General features: G+C 59.7%; 23 protein-coding genes. 14 read left to right on the forward strand and 9 right to left on the reverse strand.

What is annotated here, in order from left to right:
* Window positions 1–424 precede the first annotated feature (424 nt).
* Window positions 425–1,210 carry an SDR family NAD(P)-dependent oxidoreductase gene (locus NKK50_RS00570; protein WP_023736051.1) on the reverse strand — a complete coding sequence of 262 codons (786 nt, stop codon included), beginning with the start codon at window positions 1,208–1,210 and terminating at the stop codon, window positions 425–427.
* Window positions 1,211–1,739: 529 nt separating this feature from the next.
* On the opposite strand from NKK50_RS00570, the gene NKK50_RS00575 reads away from it, so the two are divergent.
* Genes NKK50_RS00575 through NKK50_RS00590 form a run of 4 tightly spaced genes read left to right on the forward strand, consistent with a single transcriptional unit; the run spans window position 1,740 to window position 4,112 of the window.
* Window positions 1,740–2,201 (forward strand): hypothetical protein, encoded by a 462-nt coding sequence (locus tag NKK50_RS00575; RefSeq protein ID WP_050586847.1) that lies wholly within the window; start codon window positions 1,740–1,742, stop codon window positions 2,199–2,201.
* Window positions 2,198–3,418, forward strand: coding sequence for an NRAMP family divalent metal transporter (locus NKK50_RS00580; RefSeq protein WP_023681168.1), 1,221 nt, complete (start codon window positions 2,198–2,200; stop codon window positions 3,416–3,418). The genes NKK50_RS00575 and NKK50_RS00580 overlap by 4 nt, the downstream gene beginning before the upstream one ends.
* A complete protein-coding gene (locus tag NKK50_RS00585) occupies window positions 3,415–3,777 on the forward strand; it encodes a hypothetical protein (RefSeq protein ID WP_245260609.1) in 363 nt (120 codons plus the stop codon). The genes NKK50_RS00580 and NKK50_RS00585 overlap by 4 nt, the downstream gene beginning before the upstream one ends.
* Before the next feature lie 2 nt (window positions 3,778–3,779).
* Window positions 3,780–4,112 (forward strand): hypothetical protein, encoded by a 333-nt coding sequence (locus NKK50_RS00590; protein WP_023681169.1) that lies wholly within the window; start codon window positions 3,780–3,782, stop codon window positions 4,110–4,112.
* A gap of 79 nt (window positions 4,113–4,191) precedes the next feature.
* Here NKK50_RS00590 and NKK50_RS00595 read toward each other — a convergent pair whose 3' ends face one another.
* Window positions 4,192–4,803, reverse strand: coding sequence for a GNAT family N-acetyltransferase (locus tag NKK50_RS00595; RefSeq protein WP_023833971.1), 612 nt, complete (start codon window positions 4,801–4,803; stop codon window positions 4,192–4,194).
* Window positions 4,804–4,967: 164 nt separating this feature from the next.
* On the opposite strand from NKK50_RS00595, the gene NKK50_RS00600 reads away from it, so the two are divergent.
* From NKK50_RS00600 to NKK50_RS00620, 5 genes are all read left to right on the forward strand, one after another.
* Window positions 4,968–5,288: a hypothetical protein gene (locus tag NKK50_RS00600; RefSeq protein ID WP_031195797.1), complete on the forward strand. Its 321-nt coding sequence runs from the start codon at window positions 4,968–4,970 to the stop codon at window positions 5,286–5,288.
* A 626-nt stretch (window positions 5,289–5,914) separates the two neighbouring features.
* Window positions 5,915–6,325: a DUF427 domain-containing protein gene (locus tag NKK50_RS00605; protein ID WP_023704637.1), complete on the forward strand. Its 411-nt coding sequence runs from the start codon at window positions 5,915–5,917 to the stop codon at window positions 6,323–6,325.
* 40 nt (window positions 6,326–6,365) lie between these two features.
* Window positions 6,366–6,785, forward strand: a complete 420-nt coding sequence (locus tag NKK50_RS00610) for an HD domain-containing protein (RefSeq protein WP_023744501.1) — start codon at window positions 6,366–6,368, stop codon at window positions 6,783–6,785.
* Between the two features lie 331 nt (window positions 6,786–7,116).
* Window positions 7,117–7,623, forward strand: a complete 507-nt coding sequence (locus NKK50_RS00615) for a YciE/YciF ferroxidase family protein (protein WP_023668075.1) — start codon at window positions 7,117–7,119, stop codon at window positions 7,621–7,623.
* 128 nt (window positions 7,624–7,751) lie between these two features.
* Window positions 7,752–8,798 (forward strand): ATP-dependent DNA ligase, encoded by a 1,047-nt coding sequence (locus NKK50_RS00620; RefSeq protein WP_023815880.1) that lies wholly within the window; start codon window positions 7,752–7,754, stop codon window positions 8,796–8,798.
* Window positions 8,799–9,452: 654 nt separating this feature from the next.
* On the opposite strand, the gene ku is transcribed toward NKK50_RS00620, so the two are convergent.
* On the reverse strand, window positions 9,453–10,280 hold the full coding sequence (gene ku, locus NKK50_RS31295; RefSeq protein ID WP_023681176.1) for a non-homologous end joining protein Ku: 828 nt from the start codon (window positions 10,278–10,280) through the stop codon (window positions 9,453–9,455).
* A 513-nt stretch (window positions 10,281–10,793) separates the two neighbouring features.
* On the opposite strand from ku, the gene NKK50_RS31300 reads away from it, so the two are divergent.
* The 5 genes from NKK50_RS31300 (at window position 10,794) to NKK50_RS00645 (ending at window position 20,169) form a co-directional block, all read left to right on the forward strand.
* The gene (locus NKK50_RS31300) at window positions 10,794–10,976 is read left to right on the forward strand and encodes a DUF6894 family protein (protein ID WP_502882005.1); all 183 of its coding nucleotides are present in this window, start codon (window positions 10,794–10,796) and stop codon (window positions 10,974–10,976) included.
* Between the two features lie 23 nt (window positions 10,977–10,999).
* Window positions 11,000–11,620, forward strand: coding sequence for a cysteine hydrolase family protein (locus NKK50_RS00630; protein WP_023687850.1), 621 nt, complete (start codon window positions 11,000–11,002; stop codon window positions 11,618–11,620).
* Window positions 11,621–12,069: 449 nt separating this feature from the next.
* Complete coding sequence (locus NKK50_RS00635; protein WP_280790991.1) at window positions 12,070–12,204, forward strand: hypothetical protein; 135 nt, start codon at window positions 12,070–12,072, stop codon at window positions 12,202–12,204.
* Window positions 12,205–12,371: 167 nt separating this feature from the next.
* Window positions 12,372–18,083 (forward strand): HAMP domain-containing protein, encoded by a 5,712-nt coding sequence (locus tag NKK50_RS00640; RefSeq protein ID WP_031195793.1) that lies wholly within the window; start codon window positions 12,372–12,374, stop codon window positions 18,081–18,083.
* Between the two features lie 10 nt (window positions 18,084–18,093).
* On the forward strand, window positions 18,094–20,169 hold the full coding sequence (locus NKK50_RS00645; protein WP_023744503.1) for a PAS domain-containing hybrid sensor histidine kinase/response regulator: 2,076 nt from the start codon (window positions 18,094–18,096) through the stop codon (window positions 20,167–20,169).
* Between the two features lie 125 nt (window positions 20,170–20,294).
* Here the strand turns inward: NKK50_RS00645 and NKK50_RS00650 are convergent, their stop codons facing one another.
* The 6 genes from NKK50_RS00650 to ftsZ form a co-directional block, all read right to left on the reverse strand.
* Window positions 20,295–20,723 carry a GFA family protein gene (locus NKK50_RS00650; RefSeq protein WP_156936373.1) on the reverse strand — a complete coding sequence of 143 codons (429 nt, stop codon included), beginning with the start codon at window positions 20,721–20,723 and terminating at the stop codon, window positions 20,295–20,297.
* Entirely contained in the window at window positions 20,716–20,892 is a 177-nt protein-coding gene (locus NKK50_RS00655; RefSeq protein WP_023744504.1) for a PCC domain-containing protein, read from the reverse strand. Before NKK50_RS00655 ends, NKK50_RS00650 begins: the two co-directional genes overlap by 8 nt.
* Window positions 20,893–20,918: 26 nt before the next feature.
* Window positions 20,919–21,236 carry a hypothetical protein gene (locus NKK50_RS00660; protein ID WP_023687854.1) on the reverse strand — a complete coding sequence of 106 codons (318 nt, stop codon included), beginning with the start codon at window positions 21,234–21,236 and terminating at the stop codon, window positions 20,919–20,921.
* A 269-nt stretch (window positions 21,237–21,505) separates the two neighbouring features.
* Entirely contained in the window at window positions 21,506–22,477 is a 972-nt protein-coding gene (locus tag NKK50_RS00665) for an SDR family oxidoreductase (RefSeq protein ID WP_023744506.1), read from the reverse strand.
* 183 nt (window positions 22,478–22,660) lie between these two features.
* Window positions 22,661–23,302 carry a hypothetical protein gene (locus NKK50_RS00670; protein WP_023702102.1) on the reverse strand — a complete coding sequence of 214 codons (642 nt, stop codon included), beginning with the start codon at window positions 23,300–23,302 and terminating at the stop codon, window positions 22,661–22,663.
* Between the two features lie 451 nt (window positions 23,303–23,753).
* The gene (gene ftsZ, locus NKK50_RS00675; RefSeq protein ID WP_023702103.1) at window positions 23,754–24,734 is read right to left on the reverse strand and encodes a cell division protein FtsZ; all 981 of its coding nucleotides are present in this window, start codon (window positions 24,732–24,734) and stop codon (window positions 23,754–23,756) included.
* Between the last annotated feature and the right edge of the window lie 219 nt (window positions 24,735–24,953).

The following is a 24,953-nucleotide window of genomic DNA, read 5'->3' on the forward strand; positions in this document are numbered from 1 at the left end:
AGTGGCACCTAACCGGCCGTCGACGCGAATGTTCCCTTGTGATTGCAGTGAGGTGTGGGTCGCCTTTGCCCGTCTCGGCCGTGAGGCCGCATCACCACTTTGACACAACCTCCTGATTGTCGCGGAACGTCTTGTAGAGATCCGGCCCTGCTTTCAGATCTGTCCGGTGGGTAATCACAAGGAGGGATCGATTTCGCCGTTCTGGACCATCGCCAATAAAGGTTCCAGGTAGCGTTGCGTATGCGTCTGGCCCATCCGGAAAGCCGGTCCCTCATTCATCGCCGCCAAACGGGATGTGATCGACCAGGCCAACACAGACGCCGGGAACCGAGATTGTGCCGCCCCTGCGGCAGCGATAGATTGCCTCGCGCAGCACATGCGGTCTCTGCGAATGCCAGCCCGTTTGATGACGCGAAATATCAGCTCAGTCGCTGGACGCCGACCCCGGCTCGGCCATCCTACGGTGCTGTTCGGCCAAAGTGGCTGCCGGCGTGACATGCGCGGCGGCGACCTGCAGCTTGTTTTTCCAACCGCTGACGACCTGTTCATCACCGGCCATCATCGCCTCGTAACCCGTCTTGGCGACATCGGCCGGATTGTCCTTTTCATCGGAGCCGACCTTGGTATCCATCATTTCAGCGCGCTCGAAGAATCGCGTCTGCGTGGGGCCAGGCATCAGCACGGTGACCGTCACGCCGCTATCTTTCAGCTCATGGCGGAGCGCGATCGAGAAGGAATCGATGAACGCCTTCGTGCCGTTGTAGACGGCCTGGAATGTTCCGGGCATGAAGCCGGCGATCGACCCGGTGAACAGGATGCGCCCGCGACCTCGCCGGGCCATCTTGGCGCCGAGTTCATGCGCCAGATAGACCGTTCCGGTGACATTGGTGTCGATGATCCGGCGGACTTTTCGCCAGTCCTGGTCGACGAAGCCGTTGCCGAGCCCGCGTCCCGCATTGAGAAACAACAGGTCGATATCGCGATCGCCGATCTGGGAGATCAACCGATCGGCGCCCTCGACGGTCGCCAGATCGGCCTCAATGGCTTCGACCGTTACATTGTGGGTCTCTAGTGCCTCTGCCGCCTGCCGGATAGCCGGCTCGTCGGCGGCGATGATCAGGTCGTAACCGTCTTTAGCGCACAGCTTTGCGAGTTCCCTTCCGATGCCACTCGAGGCGCCGGTCACCACAGCGAGTTTGGCGTCCGTCATCATATCCTCCATCTTCGTGCCATCGGAACCACGAGCGGGCACAATTGTTCCGCGGCGTTTGGGCTGGATTGATCGTGCGCTGTCATGACGGTCAGGCGACGGTCGTCATCGCGGTCGTCGCGCGCATTCATGGATGGGCCGTTGCGACAAAAACCGTTCTACGCCATGAGAACTCGCGATGGCCTACCTTCAAAAAAGGCCCCCCGAACGCATGGATTGAGTACTCAGAACGGATCAGTTGAAGTTGGAACAAGTGGCCCAGTTGGAAGTTCGAACCGTGCAGCGTTGTTGCCCTCCCATGTTGATGCTGCGCGATCGGGTCATCCCCTCAGCCCGATCTGCCCGCGCTTCTCCGCGCCAAAGAGAAGCGCGGGCCCCCCCACTTTCACGGCTGTCCGGGATGGAGCGTTTTGTTACGTGGGACTAGCCGACCTCACAAGCTCGTCGTCGGTTTCGTTTGACGAGCTCTCCGAGCGCTCTAGATCATTGATGCCGGACGCAGTTGGTTCGGGCCGGGGAGGAAATCCGAGTGGCGCATCCAACGCGCGCTGTACCCCATAACGACCGTCATTTTCCGGTTGGCTGCCTGTGCTTGCTTCTGATTCTAGCCGGGTTGGCCGGATGCTCGTCTTCCAATCAGGTGGCGCAGCAATCACGAACAGCGGCCTCCGCGGCACAGACCGTATCGATGGTGCTGGATGCCTGGGTGGAGGGAGCGGCACCGTCCGCCTATGCCACGGCCGCACTGCACTCGGTCGGAAAAACGCTGGCCGATGTCGAGGCGCAAATTCGATCGGCCGAGACCGCTGAACCAGCCGGGCGAGCAGGACTGACGGCAGCAGTCAACAGTTTGTCGGTGGCGGTGGCGCATGCCGAGGCGGGATTGCGGGTGAACAATCGCACTGAGGTGGAAAGCGCACAACAGGATCTTCGGGCGGCCATGCGCTCGCTCGCCGCCGCTTACACCAGCGCTTTCGGACCAAAGCCGTGAAGAAGCTTCTGGAAATATCGCTTGGCGTCGTCACCAGTGTCGGAGGTTTCCTCGAAGTCGGGTCGATGGCTACGGCGGCGCAGGCGGGTGCCGCCTTCGGATTCCAGCTAATCTGGGCCATAGTTCTCGGCACCATATGCATCATCTTTTTGGTTGAAATGGCCGGTCGGTTCGCCGCGATGAGCCATCACACGATCTCAGAGGGCATTCGTGAAAGATTTGGGTTCAACGTCTTCCTATGGCCGTTGCTCGTCGTCCTTCTCGTCAATTTCATGGTGCTGTCCGCTGAGATCGGCGGTGTGGCCATCGCACTCGAACTTGCCACCGGCATAGGCTTCCAGTGGTGGGCACTGCCGGTGGCGTTGCTGGCATGGCTGCTGCTGTGGAAAGGCACGTTTGGCTTTATCGAGAAAGGCGTTTCGGTCCTCGGCCTCGTGACGCTGTGCTTCGTGGTTGGTGCGGTGTTGTTAAAGCCCGACTGGACAGCGGTCGCTGGCAGCGCCGTGCCTTCGCTGCCGGCTCACGATGCCATCAATTACTGGTTCATGGCGGCCAGCATTCTCGGCGCGTCGATATCGCCTTATCTTTTCATGTTCTATTCCTCGGGAGCTATCGAGGACAAATGGGATGAAAGCCACCTGGGAGCCAATCGTGCCATCGCCGGGCTGGGCATGACCTTCGGTGGGACCATTTCGATCGGCGTGTTGATCGTCGCTGCTCTCGTTCTCGCGACGCGCGGCATCGACCAGGTGGACGACTATCACCAACTGCCGTTGATGCTGATCCCTATATTCGGCTTCTGGGGGTTCGTTCTATTCGTTGCCTCGCTCGCCATTGCCTGTTTCGGCGCCGCACTCGAAGTAGGGTTGCAACAGGCATATCTGGTGGCACAGGGCTTTGGCTGGACCTGGGGCGAGGATCGCAAGCCGCGCGATGATCCGGGCTTCAGTGCCGTCTATACGGCATCATTGTTTTTGGCCGCCATTCCGATCATGCTTGGCCTCGACCCACTGAGGCTGACCATCTTTTCCATGGCGGTAACGGCGGCGAGCCTTCCGCTGACGGTAGTTCCATTTCTCTTCCTGCTGAATGACGAACGCTATGTCGGCGAACATCGCAACGGCATCATTTCGAATGCCGCCGTTGTCTTCATTATCGCGCTTGCCTTCGTGCTCGCCGTGGTGACGATTCCGCTGCAGATATTCGGAGGCACATGATGGAATTGATGCGTGATCTCCTGGACAAGCAGGTGTTCGACCGCCGGCGGGTCAAGATCGGCAAGGTCGACGGAGTGGTGGCCGAGTTGCGGCGGGGCAAACCACCAAGGATTGTCGCGATAGAACTCGGCTCCATCACTTTGGCGCGCCGCCTTGGCGCGCGGCCCGGGGAATGGATGGCGCAACTGGCGACGAGGGTGGGTGGCAAACGCCACGCCGTGCCACACAGGATTGCGTGGAAAAAGGTGCAGGACAACGGGCTCGACATCGAATGTGACATCGAGGTGGGCGAGACGTCGATTTTCGCCTGGCAGGACTGGTTGCGCGATCATGTCATCGGGCGCATCCCAGGAGCGTGATGATGAGGACAGTCAACCTCGAACATCTTGCCGGGCGACGCGTGCTCTCGCAGCGCGGAAAGAGCATCGGTCACATCGAAGAGATTCTCGCCGAACAGCGTGGCGACGAGCTCGTCGTTACTGAATTCCACGTTGGCATCTACGCCGCGTTCGAGCGTCTGTCGGCCTCGACCATCGGCATCGCGATGCTCGACCTGTTTCGGCTGCGCCGCCGCGACGGCCTGTACCGCATTCCCTGGGATAAACTCGATATCTCCGATCCGGCGCGACCGCGGCTGCTATGCCCGATGACCGAGCTTCCCGGATGGAAAGGGCAAAAGGACCTTCGGGAGTAGATGGCTACGGCTGGGAGGGCTAAGGCGCCGGCGTTTTGCCGGCGAACAGCCGTTCGTGCAGATGGCGCCTCCGCAAAGATTACTGCAGGTTCTTGCGAAGGAAGATGCGGGCGTGTCCTGGAATAACGAATTCGACCTTGCCGAATTCCTCAAACCCATGATGCCGGTAAAATTGAGGCGCCTGGAAACTGCTCGTCTCGACGACGGCTCTCTTGCATCCACGCCTAATGGCTTCCTCCTCAATCGCCATAAGAAGCTGTGATCCATAGGATCGGCCACGCAATTTTTCAGGCAAGAAGAACATGTCGAGAAACAGGAGCCCCAGTTCCGTTCTGCCCCAAATTCCACCCCAGAACTTTTCCGAGGGGTCGGTAAGCTCCGCGCCGATCACTGCCCGGTCATCGATTCCGGTTTGTTCGATGTTGTGTCGATAGAGCGCAGCGGCCGCCTGCGTTCGTGCATCCCCGTTGTGAGCCAGAGCGATTGTAAATCCTTCGGATCGAGCCGGCATGCGTTCTGCTCCTGCGTCGGAATGGTCTTGAGATTCAACCATCAGATTAACATCAAGGCGGCCGGTTCGCTCGCAGCTCTGATCGCCGCTTCTGTTGTAACCCGTCTTGCCCACATTCCGCATCGCGATCGCGTCGGATGCATGCAGCCGCGCCCAACATATCGCTTTGGTGTTGAACAAAGCCCATCCTGCCTTGTCAGGTCTCATCACAATTCGTGCGCCGGCAAGAGTATCCACCTCGACGAAGGCTGCTGCGGATCACAATCCATTACGCCGGGAACAATGAGAAAAACCTGTCGTTGGGAAAGCGATCGCAATTCGGCGATTCAAACACGGAGACTCCAATGTTGAAGAAAATTCTAGCCGCGTCGGTGCTAACTATTGCCTTGGCCGGTTCCGCCCTGGCGCAGACAAATGGAACGGGTGCTGGCGGCACGGCTGGCACGGGTAATGGAACTGGTACTGGAACTGTTGGCAGCGGCGGCGCCGCTGGCAATGGCACTGGCAGCGGAAATGCGGCCGTGCCAACCGATCCGAATTCCACAAACTCGACTACAAAATCGAACGGCATGACCGACCGTTGCAAGGACGCCGCAGGCAATGACATCGATAACAACACTGCAAGTGGCGCAACGACCTCGACCGTGCAAAATTGCAACAAGTAGCCAATGGACCTAGCGGCTTCGGCCGCCCGAAGGCCCGCCATCAAGACAATGGCGGGCCTCCGAGTACGTACCTCGCATGGGTGGATACATAGGAGCACATGTGTCCAAAGAGACCCGGCGGGCCAAACTCGATCGCCTAGCAGCCTCGATTCCGAAGCACGAATTCGAATTCCTAATGAAGATTGCAAAGCTAAGCCGTCATGACCTACTTGGCCTGATCGCTAAACACGATGGCGGCAGGGACAAGGTCTATAGGGACCTTGCGGCCCACTTGGCAGCAACTGAGGCCGCCCCGGAGCCCGTACATGAGGCGGCAGCTGACGACGGCCAAACAGCTGGAGCATCTCCAGCCACGAACTCGCCCGCCGGCAAGTAGCGGCGAAGATCATTTCGGTGCCAGCCCTGACGCTCCACGGAAGCGACGACCGTGTCGTCCTTCCAAAGTCTTCGAATGGGTTGGACGAGCATTTCACCGCGCCTTACCAACGAGAACTGCTGGATACGGAAACCGGTAGGCGCTTTAAGTCCGGCCCGCCATTCAGCTTCATCGGACATGCCGGAACCTGAAGCGCCGCCGCGCATTTCGTCTCCAGGCATCTTGCGGTCATCGCCAGGGAGAAATTCAGATGCAAACTTCAGGCGCAACTTCACAGCAAAACCTTGGCCGATTGGCCATAGAACCGTTTTCCGGCACGGTGACGGTGCGGTTTTCCGACGCCATCGTCGCAGCTACGGAGCGGGCGAAGGTCCTGCGTGAAGACGGGCACGAGCCCGTTTTCTATATCCCCTTCGAGGACATCTATTTCGATCTTTTCGAAAAGACCGACACCACCACCCGGTGCCCGCTTAAAGGCACCGCAAGCTACTGGCGTGTCCACGCCGTCGGCAGTTCTTCCGACGATTTCATGTGGGCCTACGAAACGCCCGATGCGGCCGCTCTGGCTATTGCAGGTCACGGCGCTTTCGATCCGGAAAAGGCCCGTATCGATGTCGACCCTGCCGAGGACAAGCGACACACGCCACATATCGTCGAATAGGTTTCATCAGGCAGAGACAATCACGGTAAGGACAGGCGCGATGAGCATTTTCTACCAGGCGGCAAAGATTGCGGAGGAGGTTCACGCGTCGCAGCGCGATAAGACCGGGCGGCCCTATATCGAGCATTGCCGCCGTGTCGTCGACGCTGTCGAGACAATCGATCAGAAGACTGTTGCCTACCTTCATGACGTTCTGGAGAAAGGCGAAGGCTGGACCCGCGCCAAGCTCGAAGAAGCAGGCTTCGGACCGACAATTGCCGCGGCGGTCGATGCCATGTCGCGCAGTCCGGATGAGGAGTATTTCGCCTTTGTCCGGCGGGCTGCGTCGAACCCAGTGGCGCTCCCCGTAAAACGCGCCGATCTGGAGGACAACATCTGGCAGTCGAGGCAGGTCGGAGCGTCGGCGGCCAAATATGAAGAGGGCCTTCGCATACTTGACCAAGAGTTCTCCCGACAATAGTGCGCGCCCGGCGCTGGCATTGCATCTGCCGAAGCAGCCATCGCCTGCGAGAGCTTGCGGCGCACAGCACGTTTCGGCTCTCCTGGCCGTCAGTTTTTCCGCGCCGGCGTGCGCCTGAGGGTCCTCGTCTGGACCATGGAACGTGTGATCGGGTCAAAGCTCCTCCGGAGATGGATCGCAGCGTCCCGAAAAGGAGTAACGGCCGGCTCGGAATCAGGAACTCCTCCGGCACCGGTGCGTTGACCAGCAAGCCGGGACGAGTTCCCGGCCTCCGCGGGTGGCGGGCAAGCCGCCGCCGAACCCGAACTTCTGCACAATGAAAGGTAAGGCCATGGGCTTCTTTTCGAAGGACATCAAGACACTCGACGATCTCTTCGTGCACACGCTGCGCGACATCTATTACGCCGAAAAGCAGATCGAGAAAGCGCTGCCGAAGATGATCGGCAAGGCAACCGATCCGCAATTGAAGGCCGGATTCGAAAAACACCTCGAGCAGACCAAAGGCCATATCGAGCGCGTCGAACAGGTGTTCGAATTGCATGGCGTCAAGGCCAAGGAGGTCAACTGCCCGGCGATAGACGGCATTCTGGAGGAAGCCGACGATGTGAGCGGCGACGTCGACGACAAGGAGGTTCTAGACGCGGCGCTGATAGCGTCGGCGCAGGCGGTCGAACACTATGAGATGACCAGATATGGCACGCTCATCGCCTGGGCCAAGCAGCTTGGCCGCAGTGACTGCGCCAACGTATTGGCCAAGAACCTGAAAGAAGAGCAGGCGACCGATCGCAAGCTCACCGAAATGGCGGAAAGCAAGATCAACATGCAGGCTGCCGAGTAGACCGTCCCAGGTCATGATGAGATTGGTTGAAATCTCATCATGACCTAACCCTGTTGGAGCATGATTTTTTCCAAAGCCGGCACCAGTGCTGCGTTGAGTCGATCTCCATCGTTGTCCACGGAACTTTCATGACGGGCGAATCTGCCATCTCTCGCGATCTGCCGACGAGTGTAAAATCGTCTTTCGGCGTGGCGTTGAGCACGGCGCCGATGGAAGCAAAGGCTGCCGACACGTTGCCGGCCGATGCTGGCCGATGGCAATACGAACCCAAATGGGACGGGTTCCGCTGCCTGGCCTTTAAATCCGGCGCGGCCGTGGAGTTGCGTGCAAAATCCGGCAAGCCGTTAGGGCGGTATTTCCCGGAAGTCGTCGCGATGTTGCATGAACTGAAAACAAAAGAGTTCGTGGTCGATGGTGAGATCGTCATCGAAATTGCAGGCTCTCTTTCTTTCGACGCCTTGCAGATGCGGCTGCATCCGGCGGAAAGCAGGATCCGGAAACTGTCGGTCGCGACGCCGGCAAAGCTGATCCTCTTTGACATGTTGGCGACCTCCGAGGGCGCCTTGATGCAGCAGCCGCTCTCGGTTCGGCGCGCTGCACTCGAACTGTTCGTAAAGTCGGCCGCGCGAAAGGATCTCGAACTGTCTCGGGCGACGCGTGATTTGGCGGCGGCAGGCAGATGGCTTGGCCAATCCGGACAAGGTTCGACCGACGGGGTCGTTGCCAAGCTTCTCGATGACGAATATCGACCCGGCGAGCGCGCCATGGTCAAAGTCAAGCGCCTGCGCACGGCCGATTGTGTCGTCGGAGGGTTCCGCTACCTGGCGAATTCGCGTGAAGTCGGCTCCCTGTTGCTTGGCCTGTACAATGACCAGGGGCAACTCGACCATGTCGGGTTCACTTCGACGATCGCCCGGGAGGACAGGGCCAAGCTTACGCGACAACTTGAAGCTTTGCGATCGGCTCCTGGCTTCACGGGAAAAGCGCCGGGCGGTCCCAGTCGGTGGAGCACGGAAAGAAGCGGACAATGGGAGCCATTGCGGCCCGAACTGGTGGCGGAGGTGCGGTTCGATCATGTCACCGGCGATCGTTTCCGTCATGGCACCAAATTTCTGCGATGGCGTCCTGACAAAAGCCCGAAGCAATGCACGTTCGAACAGATACTTGGAAAATGAGGCTTGGCGAGGCGTCGACAGGTCCACACCATCGAGACCAAATCCGTCAAGCATTCGGCGCAGCCAAATCCAGTCGCATTTCACTGGCGATCTTGAACCCGGCGGCGAGATAAACGCCTTTGCAGGAGGATGCCGGACCAAACTCGTTGTTCAGTCTGTCACCACGCCTCGCTTTGGCGGATCACGGTTCTCGTCCGGATTAGGAACTGGCACTTCGTCGGGAAGAAGATCCGGCTCAGGCTCGCGTGTGTCCGGCGTCCACGTCGGCGCATCCACTGGCGGCTCTTCGGTTGGCTCTGGTTTGGGGGGCACATCTATTCTCCGGGTTTCGCTTGGGCGTGGGGTTCGGCCCGCCACAGGTCGCGCGTCGCCGCGTCTGGAGGCGAAAGGGTCTTTTCACACCCCATGTATTTTTACCGATGGCCAGCGGTCCTGGGGCTTGTCGGCGCCCGATCAGAGTCCTGCGTTCCGGCTCCTTTGAGCGCAATGTTGGCATCCGCTGCCTCTGGCTCTTTGAGGACTGCCCTGTCGACGTTCTTGATCTCGGCCATAAGGCATCGTCCTTGGTGGCCAACGGGCAACCGCGAGAATTGTTCCGAGCTATTAAGGGCGGCTGGAGCTGCTGTGCGGACCTTCTGGCTGGGCAGTTATCAACTATGCTGTCTTGCGTTTCGGTGAGGCTCTCTTTGTGGATCTCGCCAGCCCTTCCTGTTTGAGGCTCTTCTTCAGCACCTCAGCGAGGTTGATGACATTCTCCTGTGGCCTTGGTGCGGGCTTCGGCAGCTTCTTGCCTTTGCGCTTTGCATCGATCATGGCGATCAGCGCGTCTTCATAGGTGTCTTCAAATTTCGAGGGATCGAAGGTCGTCACTTTTTTGTCAATAAGCATGCCGGCGATTTCGAGCAGATCGGGGTCGTATTTCTGCTTGGCCAATCCATCGAACACAGTGCTTTCCGAAACCATTTCGTTGTGGTTGCGAAGCTCGGTCATCACCATGCCCTTGCCATAGGGCTGAATCAGCACTTCGCGGCCGCGCTGGTAGAGCACCACGCAGGATCGAGCGGCCACGCCCTTGTTCTTCATGGCATCGCGGATCACTCCGTATGCTTCGATTGCGGCGCCGTCGGCCGGGATCAGATAGTAGGGCTTCTCGAGATAGCGCGTATCGATATCGTCAATCGATACGAATTCGCCGACTTCGAGCGTGTGCTTCGACGTCAGCTTCAACGCCTTTATGTCGTCAGGTTCGATCTGGAGAAATTCGTCTTTTTCGATCTCGAAACCCTTCACCTGATCCGCTGCATCCACCAGCTTTCCGGTCTCCTCGTCGGCGTAGACGCTCCTGACCGGCAGACCGTCCTTGCGGTTCAAAATCTTGAAATGGATCTTGGATGCTTCGCTGGTTGCGCCGACAATCTTCACGCCGCAAGTAACCGAACCAACCTTCAAGAAGCCCTTCCAGGCAGCACGTGGCGCGGCCATTTTGCGCTTATCCCGTTTCCAGCTAGGGCAACGCGTTTCCGTTCGAATTGTTCCTGCGGCGGGGGCTCGGTGCACGTCAATGTCCGGCGGGGAAGTCCTGTCGGTCTCGACAGCCGGGCCGGCGCCTGCATCCGCAGGAACCGAAAGCGCACCATGAACATTGTCAGACACAGGCAGGAGAGTGTCATGCAAGTCGTTCGGACCGAAGTGGTGAATGCCAGGGCGCCAGACGGGCAGTCGGTTCGCCGGGTGATATTTTGCGGCGAGGGCGGCGACTGCGTTACGGTGGACATGGCAAACGTCGGGATACAAGCTGAAGATGACGTGCTTGCCCGCGCAAAGGCAATCCTGGTCCAGACAGCGACCTTTGATCTCGCAGCCAATGAATATGACGCGAGCAGCAACGGCAATTTCGACCAGGTCGAGATAACCTCTGCAAGCGACGGCGCCGGCGACGTATATGTCTTTGAGTATCGCGATGGCGAAACCAGCCGACGCATACCGCCGTCGAGGATGGCGAGCCTTGAGGCGGCCCGGTCCGAAGCTATCCGCTGCGCAATCGATCTTCTCGCCGACCTGCAGCCTGGCACGGACGCTCTGTCCGGCTGGCTTGTGAGGGTATCCAACGAAAACGGTGAATTGCTTTACACTGTTGATGTGGCTGAGGCCGATGCAGCGCGGCAGGCAGGCCAGTAACCCAAACCCGACGGAATCCACCAGTGGCCGCCCAAGGATTGATTCACGGACCAATAGGCGACGATGGCCTGCATCTGTGCGTCGACATGCAGCGCCTGTTTGCGCCGGGTGGACCTTGGCCCGTGCCGTGGGCTGAAAAGGTGGTCCCGGCGATCGAAGAACTGGTCGCCAGACATGCCAGCCGTACCCTGTTCACGCGCTTCATTCCTGCCGCCCGCCCGGGCGAGGCGCCGGGAATGTGGGCAAACTACTATCGTCGGTGGGCGGAGGTAACCCTTTCCAACATCGATCCGCGCCTGATCGAGCTGATGCCTCAACTTGCACGATTTGTACCGCCGGCGACGGTGGTCGACAAACATGTCTATTCGCCCTGGACCGAGGGGCGGCTCGACGCGCTGCTGAGTGGCTCCGGCGTGCGTGCGCTCGTGATCACCGGTGGCGAAACCGACGTTTGCGTTCTCGCGACCGTGCTTGGCGCCATCGATCGTGGCTTTCGCGTCATTCTCGTCACCGATGCCATCTGCAGCTCTGCCGACCAGACCCATGACGCACTGATGGAAGTCTACCATTCCCGCTTCAGTGAGCAGATTGAGGCGGCCAGCATGGCGGAGGTGTTGGAGTGTTGGCCACAACTCACTCGCTGATCTGGGGGGCTTCAAGTGAAAGGGCCGACAATCGTCATTCTGGTCGGGCGGACTGTTTCAGTTGGCGGACGGCACTACAGTGAACCGGAAAACGTATATGAACGGCACGATTGCCTGATCTGCTCGCTCGCGTGAATCAGTGTCTGGAAGCGTACAAAGCCTTGCAGAGCTATCGACAGCGCGGCCAACCGTCATAGAATGGACAGGATACAGCGCCGAAGACTCGATGCCGGCATCTAGCAATCTTTGCGAGACATCCGGCGCCTCTGCCGTCGGCCTTCCGCTGGGAGGGTGATTTGCTGAAAAGCGAAGTCATTGACCTTGAAACCTAGTCGCTGGCAATCGCGCTGACGACATTGTGTCGACGGCGTTTGCGGTCGATGGAATCCGCGCAAGTTTCCTGAGTGTCGCTGCGACGACGAGGAATTGTCGGGCTTATGGTCCATGCCATGTCCGGCAAGAAAATTGCCGTGAGCTTCGACCACCGGGTGGCTGCCTCGCCTTCCGAGTTGCGCAACGCAATTCATGCCTCTCTGGCAATGGCAAACGGCTATGACGTGTCGTGGTCGGCTGAAGCACGATAAATCCACAACCGCATTCAAACCAAGGCGCAACCGTCGGCCTGGAATTCACGGCACGATGGAACAAAATTGAAGATGCCGCGTTTGGGGTCTTGCGGCGCGATCCACCATTGGCCGCGGGGGCAACTTTATCCGTATAAATCCATAGGGCTGGGAGTGGCGCTGTGACCGTGCAGGCATCCAAGAAGCAATTGGACCGTCGAAGCATCCTGAATTCTCTGAAAGCCTTCCGGCGCGGCGATTTCTCCGTCCGCATCGACAATGTTTATGAAGGCCTCGATTCTGAGATAGCTGAGACTTTCAACGAGATCGCTGACCTCAACGACCAAGTGACGCGCGAGTTCGAGCGCTTGAGCCGGGTCGTCGGCAAGGAGGGGCGGATAGGCGAGCGCGGCCGGGTTCGCAATGCCACCGGCAGTTGGGAATCCAGTGTCCGTTCAGTCAATGATCTCATCGAAGACATGGTTCAGCCAACGGCTGAGGTTGCGCGCGTTATCGGCGCCGTCGCCAAGGGCGACCTTTCGCAGACCATGATGGTCGAAATTGATGGCCGACCGCTGCGCGGCGAATTCCTGCGCATCGGCAAGATCGTCAACACCATGGTCGGCCAGTTGGCCTCCTTCGCCTCTGAGGTGACGCGCGTGGCGCGCGAGGTCGGTACGGAAGGCAAGCTCGGCGGCCAAGCCCGGGTCAAGGGCGTCGCCGGCACGTGGAAAGATCTGACCGACAACGTCAACGCGATGGCCACGAACCTGACCGGGCAAGTGCGCAACATCGCGGAGGTTACGACGGCGGTCGCGTCGGGCGACCTGTCGAAGAAGATCACAGTCGATGTCAAGGGCGAAATCCTAGAACTGAAGAACACCATCAACACGATGGTGGACCAGCTTAATTCCTTCGCTTCGGAAGTGACGCGCGTGGCGCGCGAGGTCGGCACTGAAGGCAAGCTTGGCGGCCAGGCGCGCGTTGAGGGTGTTGGTGGTACGTGGAAGGATCTGACCGACAATGTGAATTCCATGGCCGAGAACCTGACTGGCCAGGTGCGCAACATCGCCGAAGTGACGACCGCGGTGGCTTTGGGCGACCTGTCGAAGAAGATTACGGTGGACGTGAAGGGCGAGATTCTCGAGCTGAAATCCACGATAAACACGATGGTGGACCAGCTGAATTCATTCGCGGGCGAGGTCACGCGCGTGGCACGCGAGGTTGGCACCGAAGGCAAGCTTGGCGGCCAGGCGCAGGTGCGCGGCGTCGCCGGCACCTGGAAGGACCTCACCGACAACGTCAACTCGATGGCCGAGAACCTGACCGGTCAGGTGCGCAATATCGCCGAGGTGACCACGGCGGTCGCGTCGGGCGATCTGTCCAAGAAGATCACGGTCGCCGTGCAAGGCGAAATCCTGGAACTCAAGGACACCATCAACACGATGGTCGACCAACTGAACTCCTTTGCCTCGGAAGTGACGCGCGTGGCACGCGAGGTCGGCACCGAAGGCAAGCTGGGCGGCCAGGCAGAGGTGAGGGGCGTCGGCGGCACATGGAAGGATTTGACCGACAACGTCAATCTCATGGCCGCCAACCTGACTGGCCAGGTTCGAAACATCGCAGAAGTCACCACCGCCGTGGCGCGCGGCGACCTGTCGAAGAAGATCACCGTCGACGTCAAAGGCGAGATCCTGGAGCTCAAGGACACCGTCAACACGATGGTCGACCAACTGAACTCCTTCGCCTCTGAGGTCACGCGTGTGGCCCGCGAAGTGGGATCGGAAGGCAAGCTTGGTGGCCAGGCGCATGTCGAAGGCGTCGGTGGCACCTGGAAGGATCTGACCGACAACGTCAACGCCATGGCCGGCAATTTGACGGTGCAGTTGCGTGACGTGTCGAAGGTGGCAACGGCCATAGCGACCGGCGACTTGACCCAGAAGATCACCGTCGACGCGCTGGGCGAGATCTTGCAGATCAAGGACGTCATCAACACGATGGTCGACCAGCTCAATTCCTTCGCTTCGGAAGTGACACGTGTGGCGCGCGAGGTCGGCTCCGATGGCAAGCTCGGCGGCCAGGCCCAGGTGCGCGGCATCGGCGGCACGTGGAAGGATCTGACCGAAAACGTCAACGCCATGGCGGCCAACCTGACCGGCCAGGTGCGCAACATCGCCGAGGTAACCACCGCCGTGGCGCTCGGGGACCTTTCGAAGAAGATCACCGTCGATGTCCGCGGCGAGATCCTGGAGCTGAAGGACACCATCAACACAATGGTGGACCAGCTTAATTCCTTCGCTTCGGAAGTCACGCGCGTGGCACGCGAGGTCGGCACGGAAGGCAAGTTGGGAGGCCAGGCGCAGGTGCGCGGCGTTGCCGGCACGTGGAAGGATCTCACAGACAATGTGAACTCGATGGCCGAGAATCTGACCGGCCAGGTGCGCAACATCGCCGAAGTCACGACCGCCGTGGCGCGCGGCGACCTGTCGAAGAAGATCACCGTCGATGTGAAGGGCGAAATCCTGGAGCTCAAGTCGACCATCAACACCATGGTGGACCAGTTGAACTCCTTCGCCGGCGAGGTCACCCGAGTCGCGCGTGAGGTTGGCACCGAGGGCAAGCTTGGTGGCCAGGCGCGCGTCGAAGGTGTTGCCGGTACCTGGAAGGACCTGACCGACAACGTCAACCTGATGGCGACGAACTTGACCAATCAGGTGCGCGGCATCGCCGATGTCGTGACGGCGGTCGCGCAAGGCAATCTCAGGCGCAAACTGACGGTCGACGCGAAGGGAGAGATCGCCCTGCTGGCCGACACCATCAACGGCATGATCGAGACGCTTGCCACCTTTGCCGACCAGGTGACCAACGTCGCCCGTGAGGTGGGCATCGAGGGTAAGCTCGGTGGTCAGGCGCGTGTGCCAGGTGCCGCCGGCCTCTGGCGCGACCTGACCGACAATGTCAATCAACTCGCTGCCAATCTGACCACCCAGGTGCGTGCCATCGCCGAGGTTTCGACGGCGGTGACCAAGGGCGATCTTACCCGTTCGATCAGCGTCGAAGCCTCCGGCGAGGTCGCCGCGCTGAAAGACAACATCAACGAAATGATCCGCAATCTGAAGGATCAGACGCTGAAGAATGCCGAGCAGGACTGGTTGAAGACCAATCTCGCCCGGTTTTCGCGCATGCTGCAAGGCGAGCGCGACCTTGCCACCGTCTCGCGGCTCATCATGTCCGAACTCGCTCCTCTGGTGAACGCCCAGTATGGGGTGTTCTACGTCACCAATCGCGACGAGGAGGAATCCTATCTTGAGCTGGCGGCTTCCTATGGCGCCGAGAGCAAGGCTGCCATCAAGCAGCGGCTTGATCTGCGAGAGGGCCTGGTTGGGCAAAGTGCCGCCGACAAGCGCGCCATCATGCTGGACAATGTGCCGCCAGAATTCCTTCGGGTCACATCTGGTCTTGGCAGCGCCTCGCCAGCCAATGTCATCATCCTGCCTGCCCTGTTCGAGGATGAAGTCAAAGCCGTCATCGAGCTCGCCTCGTTCGGCGAGTTTCGTGACACACACCAGTCGTTCCTCAACCAGCTCATGGAATCCGTCGGCATCGTTCTCAACACCATCGCTGCGACGATGCGCACGGAGGGCCTGCTCAAGCAGTCGCAACTGCTGACGTCGGAATTGCAAGCGCGTCAAACCGAGCTGACAAAAAAGCAGGAAGAGCTGCATGCGACAAACGAGGAGCTGCAGGAAAAGGCGCAGCTGCTCGAGAACGAAAAGAAGCAGGTCGAAAACAAGAATCTCGAAATCGAGATGGCGCGACGCGCGCTGGAGGAAAAAGCCGAGCAACTGGCGCTCACGTCGAAATACAAATCCGAATTCCTGGCCAATATGAGCCACGAACTGCGCACGCCGCTCAATTCGCTGCTCATTTTGTCAAACCTGCTGGCGACCAACCAGCACGGCAACCTCAACGAAAAACAGGTAGAGTTCGCCCGCACCATCAATTCGGCAGGAACCGATCTTCTCAGCCTCATCAACGATATCCTCGATCTGTCGAAGATCGAGTCGGGCACTGTTTCCATCGACATCAACGATATGCCGGTGACGCATCTTCGCCAGCATATGGAACGAACTTTTCGTCAGCTGGCAGCCGACAAGGGACTTGGCTTCACCATCAAGGTCGATCCGGCGCTTCCCGACACGGTCCGCACAGATGAGAAACGCTTGCAGCAGATTGTCCTCAACCTGCTTTCCAACGCATTCAAATTCACCTCGGAAGGCGAGGTCAGCCTGAACTTCCGGGTTGAAAAGGCCGGCCGCCGCAATGGCGCGACGCAGCCGGTGAAGGCTCTCGCGATCGCCGTCACCGACACCGGCATTGGCATTCCAGAAGACAAACAGAAGCTGATTTTCGAGGCCTTCCAGCAGGCCGACGGCACCACCAGCCGCAAGTATGGCGGCACCGGCCTTGGGCTCTCGATCAGCCGCGAGATCGCTCGCTTGCTTGGCGGCGAATTGCGGGTCGAAAGCACGCCGGGCAAGGGGTCGACATTTACCCTCATCATCCCGTTCGACGGCCCCCGCGTGACGACAGTACAGTCGACCTTGGCTCCGGCGGCGGAGGCGGTTGCTGCGACAGCTCTGCTCAGCAGTCCGCCCTCGGCAGAGCTGATCGACGACCGCGATTCAATCCTACCCACCGATCGGATCGTGTTGATCGTCGAAGACGATCCGACCTTTGGCGGGTTGCTGCTTGGCCTCGCCCGGTCGGCCGGGCTGAAAGGCGTTCTGTCGACTGCAGGTTCCGGCACGCTGGCATTGGCCCGCAAGCTCGTTCCCGACGCAATCACACTTGATCTCGGACTTTCGGATATCGATGGCTGGGTGCTTTTCGATCTGCTGCGGCATGACCAGAAGACGAGGGGAATTCCTATCCATGTCATCTCGGGTGCCGAAGACATCGACAGTCTCGCACGCAAGGGGGCGTCCAGCATTTCCACCAAGCCCGTTTCCTCGGACGAGCTGATGAAGGTGTTTCAGGATATCCACTCGAAGAAGCTCCGCGTTCAGCGCCGCGTTCTGGTCGTGGACCCTGACCCGGAGCGGCGTCTGGCTCTGGTCGAGGCAATCCGCGACGGCGTAACGTCGGTCACCGCGATCGGTCGTGTTGCGGCAAATGCAGAAGACGTTGGCCTCGCCTTCTATGATGCCGTCGTGCTCGGCTTTGGACGCTCCGCCAAGGACAACGCAAAGGCGCTGGACGAGATCACCGGCCAATTCGGCGAAGCCTTGCCGCAGCTGCTGTTCTTTACACCTCACCCGGACGCGCTTGAACAGGTACTGGCATTGAACCCGGCCTTGGCGGAAGCACCGCGGGCGGAGAACTTCGCTCAATTGGCGCTGCATATTTCGGCAACGCTGCCGGGAGAAGGTCGCCAAGAGGCCTGGGCAGGAACTGAACACAACGGCAAGTCCGATCTCGCCGGGGCGAAAGTTCTCATCGTCGACGACGACATTCGTAACATTTATTCGCTCACGAGTGTTCTGGAGACCTATGACATACAGGTTCTGCATGCCGAGCGGGGCCGTGATGGCATCGCGCTTCTTGAACAGGCGCCCGATGTCGACGTGGCATTGATCGATATCATGATGCCGGAGATGGACGGCTACGAGACGATGCGGCGGATTCGCGGCACACCGGCGATTGCTCATATCCCGCTGATTTCCGTCACCGCAAAGGCGATGAAGGGGGATCGGCAAAAATGTCTGGATGCCGGGGCTTCCGACTACATCGCCAAACCCGTCGATCTGGATCTCCTGCTGGCGCTGCTTCGTGTCTGGATCGGACGTGCCCGATCCCGTGTCGAGAGCCCGGAAAAAATTCTCCTGGCAGCGAACTGACGGCCGTTCGATGCAAAAGCTGGCAAGAAACAGGGTAAGGAAACTTGAGGTGGCAGCTCTTGCCGAAGGGCCGGCAAGAGCCCGTATCCTGGCGGTGGACGACGATGAGCGCAATCTGCTGGCGATCAGCGAAGTGCTCGCGACTATCGGAGAGGTCATCTGCGCCCAATCGGGCGAAGAGGCTCTGCGCTTTTTGCTGAAAGAGGAGTTCGCCGTCATTCTCCTGGATGTCCTCATGCCAGGGTTGGACGGGTATGAAACGGCCGCACTTATCCGCCAGCGCGAGCAATCCAAGCGCACCCCAATCATCTTCTTGACCGCCATCAACAAGGAGGATGCGCATATGCTGCGCGGCTATGATGCCGGCGCGGTCGACTATGTGTTCAAGCCATTCGATCCGATCATGCTGCGTTCGAAAGTCGCGGTTTTCGTCGAACTCCACGAGAAGACGCTCGAGATCCAGCGCAAGGCGGAGGTCGAGCAGGGACTATTGGCGCAGGCGTTGCAGGCGCACAAGGACAAGCTTCAGGCCGAACGCGCGCTGCGCAGCGCCGAGCAACGGCAGGATGCCATCCTGAATTCGTTGCCGGTCTGCTTTCATGCTCGGGCAGCCGAGCCACCCTTCGCGGCGCGCTTTGTTACGGAGGGCGTCGAGCGCTTGACCGGCTTTGCGCCTGAATACCTGACATCGGATCCGGAGTTCGGTCTCAACCGCGTTCATCCCGACGACCTGCCGCGATTGAAGCAAGCGCTGCTGGCGGCCAAAACCACCGGCTCCTATACGTGCGAGTTCCGCTGGCATTGCGCCAATGGCGAGTATCGCATTTTTCTCGACCAGGGCGTGATGTCGGACGGGTCAGATGGCCGTGAACCGGAAATTATCGGCACATTGCTTGACATCACGGAGCGGCGCGGTCTTGAGGATCAGCTGCTTCAATCCCAGCGCATCGACGCTATCGGCAAGCTAACCGGCGGCCTGGCGCATGATTTCAACAACCTGCTCGCCGCAATTCTCAGTGGGTTAGGGCTGCTTGAACGCCGGGCTACGTTGGATGATCAGGCGCAACAGGTACTCGACCTGACGCGGCGTTCTGCAAAACAAGGCGCTGACCTTGTCGCGCGAATGCTGGCATTCTCGCGGCGCCAGACCCTGAAGCCGGAAGCGGTGCGCCTTGCTGCGCTGGGCGACACGATGAATGGATTGGTGGCGCCCGTACTGGGGGGGTTGATCCGTTTCGACTGGCAGATCGATGACACGATCTGGCCGGTGCATGTCGATGCAGGCCAACTTGAATTGGCCCTGATGAATCTGGTTTTCAACGCGCGTGACGCCATGCCCTCTGGCGGGACAATAACCGTGCATGCGCAGAATCGATCGATCGTGACGCAAACAGAGGATATTCCGCCGGGCGACTATGTCCTGATCGCCGTCAAGGACACCGGATCCGGCATACCCCCCGATCTTGTCGCCAAAGTCGTCGAACCGTTCTTCACCACCAAGCCGGTCGGTAAGGGAACGGGCCTCGGCCTCAGCACGGTCTACGGCTTCATGAAGCAGTCAGGTGGGACACTTCGCATAGAAAGCGTCGTCAACCGCGGAACTACCATGCAACTCTGGCTGCCACGTTCGACCGAACAGCCGGTCGATCCTGCGGTGGAACCCGACATTGAACGAGCGTTCGCCGATGCCGGGATGGAGCACCCATCAATCCTCCTGATCGACGACAGCCATGTTTTGCGGCAATTGACCGCCGAGTCCCTTCGCCAACGTGGTTTCGAGGTGACCTGCGCGGGAGGAGGGGCGGAGGCGCTGGCCATGATGGAGCGCACTCCCAACCAGTTCGACGTCATTATCACCGACTTCGCCATGCCACTCGTATCCGGCGTCGACGTGATCCGCTTCGCGCGCAATTTGCGCTCGGACTGGCCAGCGGTCATGATCACGGGCTATGCCGATGCCCGGGAGATTGCCGATCGGCCGGCCGACGTGCCCTTGCTCGGCAAGCCCTTCCGCGACGAGGATCTGTTCGAAGCGATTTTCCTCGCGATAGAGAATGCGGCCCCCCAAAGGATCAAAACCGGCTAGCGCTTAGGGCTTGTCGACGGTCTGGCCACGTCGGTAGGCCGGGCAGATCGAGACCGCACTTTCGGGGCACGGCGACAAGGGCCGCATTCCTGATCGGCAATCTGGGTCATTCGCAACAGGCGGCGCTACCAGCGCTCCTCGGTGTCGCGGTCCGGTAGGTCTATTCCGCAGCACACCCAACCAAGGCGCTGCGCTGAACCGTAGTTGTACCGAGGCACCAGGTGAGCCGGATCATCGAAGGTACCGACGTGCAGCGCGATCTCGGTTGGCGACGCGTCGTAGCAAAGGCTGAGCGGCGACCCGCATTCTGGGCAGAAGCCTCTTTGCGCGATCGGCGAAGACCTTCGATATGTTGGCGTTCCGGAATTCCAGCTCAGGCTTTGGCAGGGCATCCAGGCAAGAACTGCAAACGCGCTGCCGGTCGCTCGTCTGCACATATCGCAGTGGCAGTAGTGAACCCTCGGTTCGATCCCGGCGCTGAATCGGATCCTGCCACAGAGACATCCGCCATGGATGGCCAAGGAGCCGGGCAGGCGCTTGCCAACCTCACGCATTAAGATCGATCAAGGCGGCGCCGAACGCTCCGATCGCAGTCAAAGAGGCACTGCCGAGGTTTTGGTCGGTTGCGAAGGCTGTCAGCGCGCCGAAGCCTTCGTCGCCGAGGTCGAGCACCACGACGAAAATTCTTTGCCCGCTGACCTGATTGACGAGCTTGGGTTTCATCGCGCTCCGAACCTGTTGCGGGGCAGTTAATGGGCATGGTGCTCGGCATTCCGCTTGCGGGTTGCCGCTGCCTTCTTTGCCGATTCCGATCGGCTTGCGGCTGACCGTGAAGCCGATGCCTTGCCGCCGCTTTTCCCACCCTTGTGGGCCGCGGGGTGTCCGGTGTGTTTACCACGACCCGAGCCGCCTTCTTTCTTGCCGCCGCCATCGTCCTTGTTGACGGTCGCCCATGCCCGGCGCTCGGATTCCTTCTCGGAAACACCGCGCTTCTCATAGCCTGCGGCAATGTGGTCGGCTTTGCGTTCCTGTTTGTCGCTGTATTTCGATTTGTCGCCTCGTGGCATGGTCGTTCTCCCGGCTCAATGATGTTTGAACGGTATGCCGGCGGGAGAGTTCCAAGCGGAAATTCAGAAAATTGAAAACGCGAGCGAGGATTTCGACCAACACGGAGCGTTATTGCTCCGGAGCCGTGGCGGGTGCCGTGTAGCGGCGGCGCACGGCACCGATCACGCGTTTCTTGAAGCGACCGAGCGCGGCAAGCGTCTCCCTGGAGACGACGTCGTCGCGTGCCGTCTACTCGGTAGCCCAATGCAATGAAATACGTTCCGCGACCTCAGTAGCCACCGACCACCGGCAGGATCTCTCCCGTGATGTAACTCGAGCAATGCGACGAGGCGAGGAACACGTAAGCCGGGGCAAGTTCTTCCGGTTGCGCTGGCCGTTTCATCGGCGTATCCGCGCCGAATTTCGAGACGTCGTTGGCTTCCTTGTCCGAAGGGTTGAGCGGCGTCCACACCGGACCTGGCGCGACCGCGTTTACCCGGACGCCCTTGCCGATCAGATTGCCCGAAAGCGCTCGCGTGAAGGCATGAATGCCGCCCTTGGTCATCGAATAGTCAACCAGTTGCTTGGAACCGTCGATGCCGGTCACCGAACCGGTATTGATGATCGCGGAGCCCGGCTCCATATGCGGCACGCTCTCCTGCGCCATATGGAAATAGCCGTAAAGATTAGTCTTCAGCGTCGTGTCGAAATGTTCCTCGGTCAGGTCGTTGAAGTCACTGGAATGGATTTGGAAAGCGGCGTTGTTGACCAGCACGTCGATCCTGCCGAATTTTTCGACCGTCAGCGCCACGGCGTTGCGGCAATGCTCGCGTTCACTGACATCGGCTTTTATCAGTATGCAACGCCGGCCTTCCTTTTCGACGGCGTTTTTGGTCGCTTCGGCGTCCCTGTCTTCACTCAAGTATACGATCGCAATGTCGGCGCCCTCGCGGGCGAACAAGACTGCCACCGAACGGCCGATGCCGGAATCACCACCCGTGATAAGCGCTACCTTGTCGTCGAGTTTTTTCGATCCGAGGTAGTAAGGCGCATCGTAGAGCGGAGCGGGCTCGATCGCCCATTCATGCCCCGGTTTGGGTTGATGCTGCTCGGGAAAAGGCGGCTCGGGATATTTGCGGGCGCCGGCTTGCATCGCGTGTTGCATTTTGCCATTGCTCTTCGTCTCGTCTTTGGCGTCGATACCACGCTGGATATGGCGTTGCTTGGCGGCTTCAGCTGAAGTCTGCGACTTAGTCTGCATGGCTTTCTCCTGTGCTCGGAGAACGAACAACGCATGCCGGGCAAAAAAGTTTGCGCAAATATCTCGATCCCGAAAGGGCTCGCCATTGCGAACAGCCTGCGAAGAGCGTGGAGCATTGGTCGTCAATGAGATCGGAATTGCCATGCCGGCGGCGTTCAGACAAACACCACATTCATTACCCGCTCAAAGCACGCTTTTTTCAGAACCATAGGGTTTGGCAATGCGGACCATGCCTTTCGTCCGAAGGCGCTGGTATAAATAGAAAATCGTCATCAAGCCGATTGCTGTTCCAGCACCAAGACACAGCGCGAGCAATAGTTCTGCACCGACACGAAACGCAAGCAGAGTAACGCCCGCCGCAGCGACGATGGCATTTATGAATGCGATCATAGTCGCTGCAGTGGTCAGGTACGCCAGGAGAGGCCCAGTACGAAGAGAAGGTTCGGCGTCATTTTCGGGCCAGCGGCCGAATTCCTTGGAAAACTGGAAGGCAGCCTCGTCGCCCAAAGTTCGATAGTAGGCTCTGATCCGGGCAATGCCGATATGGGCCTGCATGTTCTCAGCGGCGATGTCGACCAACCTCAAGACGGTAAAGGCACCCAGTAAAAAGACCGATGGCAGCACAACCGCGACAAACGGCAGGAAGAACTCGGAGGACTGCGTAACAAAGCCCGTTGCCACCAGAGCGCTCGACAGAGACATAATGTAGATGGTCGTTCGCGACGCCATTTCACTTATGGACGTGCTGATCGCTGTCTGCTGCACGAAATGCTCTGTCGTCAGGGCCGCGAGAAACGAAGCATCGGGTGTCGGCGTGTCAGCCATGGAGCATGCTCCTGTCGGGTAGACCTGAGTTTTTCTTCGAAATAGTGCTTGCGAGGCTGGCCGCCACTGGATGCTCCCGACGTCTGACCATGCCGGTTTTATTGTGCCATATCCAGCGAGCCCGCATCACCGATCAAAAAGGGCCGATCATGTGGTCAGCAGATGCTGGCCATATCGCAGGCGAAATGTCTGCCGTGGTCAATCTGTATGGCCTTTTGGGGATCCGGGTCGAAGCGCATTCGCGGCGCGGTTGCAGTTGGGAGCGGTTCCGCGGCGGCGCTGATGCGAGTTCGCGCATTCGTGGCAGCGGCCTCGAAACAAATTCGGTCTCTAGGCCGGCAACGCGAATTCACCGGCAAGTTCGATGGTGCGGGCTTGCGGGCCGACTTTTCGGTGGCGAAGCCCATGACCACGGTCCACCAGACTCATAAATCAGCAGCCCGGATCCTGCCTACTGCGGTATCTCCAGGCCCTGCCGCAATCCTGTCGCGACGACTGAGACCCTGAATTTTCCGGCGAGTGCCCGGTCGAATATGGCGCCGACGATGATGTCGGCGTCGGCGTCGACCTCCTCGCGGATGCGGGTGGCGGCCTCATCGACTTCGAACAGCGTCATGTCCATGCCGCCCGAGATCGAGACCAGGACGCCCTTGGCGCCGATCATCGAGGCTTCGTCGAGAAGCGGGTTTGCTATCGCCGCTTCGGCGGCCTTCCTGGCGCGGTCCTCGCCCGTGGCTTCCCCGGTACCCATCATTGCGCGGCCCATGTCGCGCATCACCGACTTCACGTCGGCGAAGTCGAGATTGATCAGCCCCTCCTTGACGATGAGATCGGTTATGCAGCCGACGCCGGAATAAAGGACGCGATCAGCCATGGCGAAGGCGTCCGCGAAAGTCGTCTTTGCGTCGGCGATCCTGAAGAGGTTCTGGTTCGGAATAACGATCACGGTATCGGCGCATTCGCGAAGCTGCTCGATGCCCTCTTCGGCGGCTTGCATGCGGCGCTTCCCTTCGAAGGTGAACGGCTTGGTGACGACGGCCACGGTCAGGATGCCGGCTGCCCGTGCAGCGTTCGCTATGACGGGCGCGGCACCGGTTCCAGTTCCGCCTCCCATGCCGGCGGTCACGAAGCACATATGGGTTCCCGCAAGGTGGTCCCTGATCTCGTCGATCGATTCCTCGGCTGCCGCGCGGCCGACCGCCGGCAGCGACCCGGCGCCCAGGCCTTCCGTGACATGGGCACCCAGCTGGATCAGCCGCGATGCTTTCGACATGGTCAGTGCCTGGGCATCGGTGTTGGCGACGATGAACTCCGCACCCTGCAGATTTTCGGCAATCATGTTGTTGACCGCGTTGCCGCCGCCACCGCCCACACCAATGACGGTTATCTTCGGCCGCATTTCCGAGATGACGGGCCTTGCCGCGGTGCTCATCGTCTTGTCTCCTTGGAATTGATCGACAAAAAGTTCCCGGAACGCGCCGCTTGAACACGCCAGGTGCAAGAATCAGGTTCTATCGCCTTGGCACAGGGAATCAGAGGGTGAACTTTGCGGCAAGACAAGATGTGGGACCTTTTGGACGAGTCTCCAGCCAATTTCCGGAATTGGCCCGTTCTGGCCAGCGAAAATCCACAATCCGGGATCCAACCCCTT

The organism is Mesorhizobium sp. M0001, assembly GCF_040324255.1.
In the GTDB taxonomy this organism is placed as follows: domain Bacteria; phylum Pseudomonadota; class Alphaproteobacteria; order Rhizobiales; family Rhizobiaceae; genus Mesorhizobium.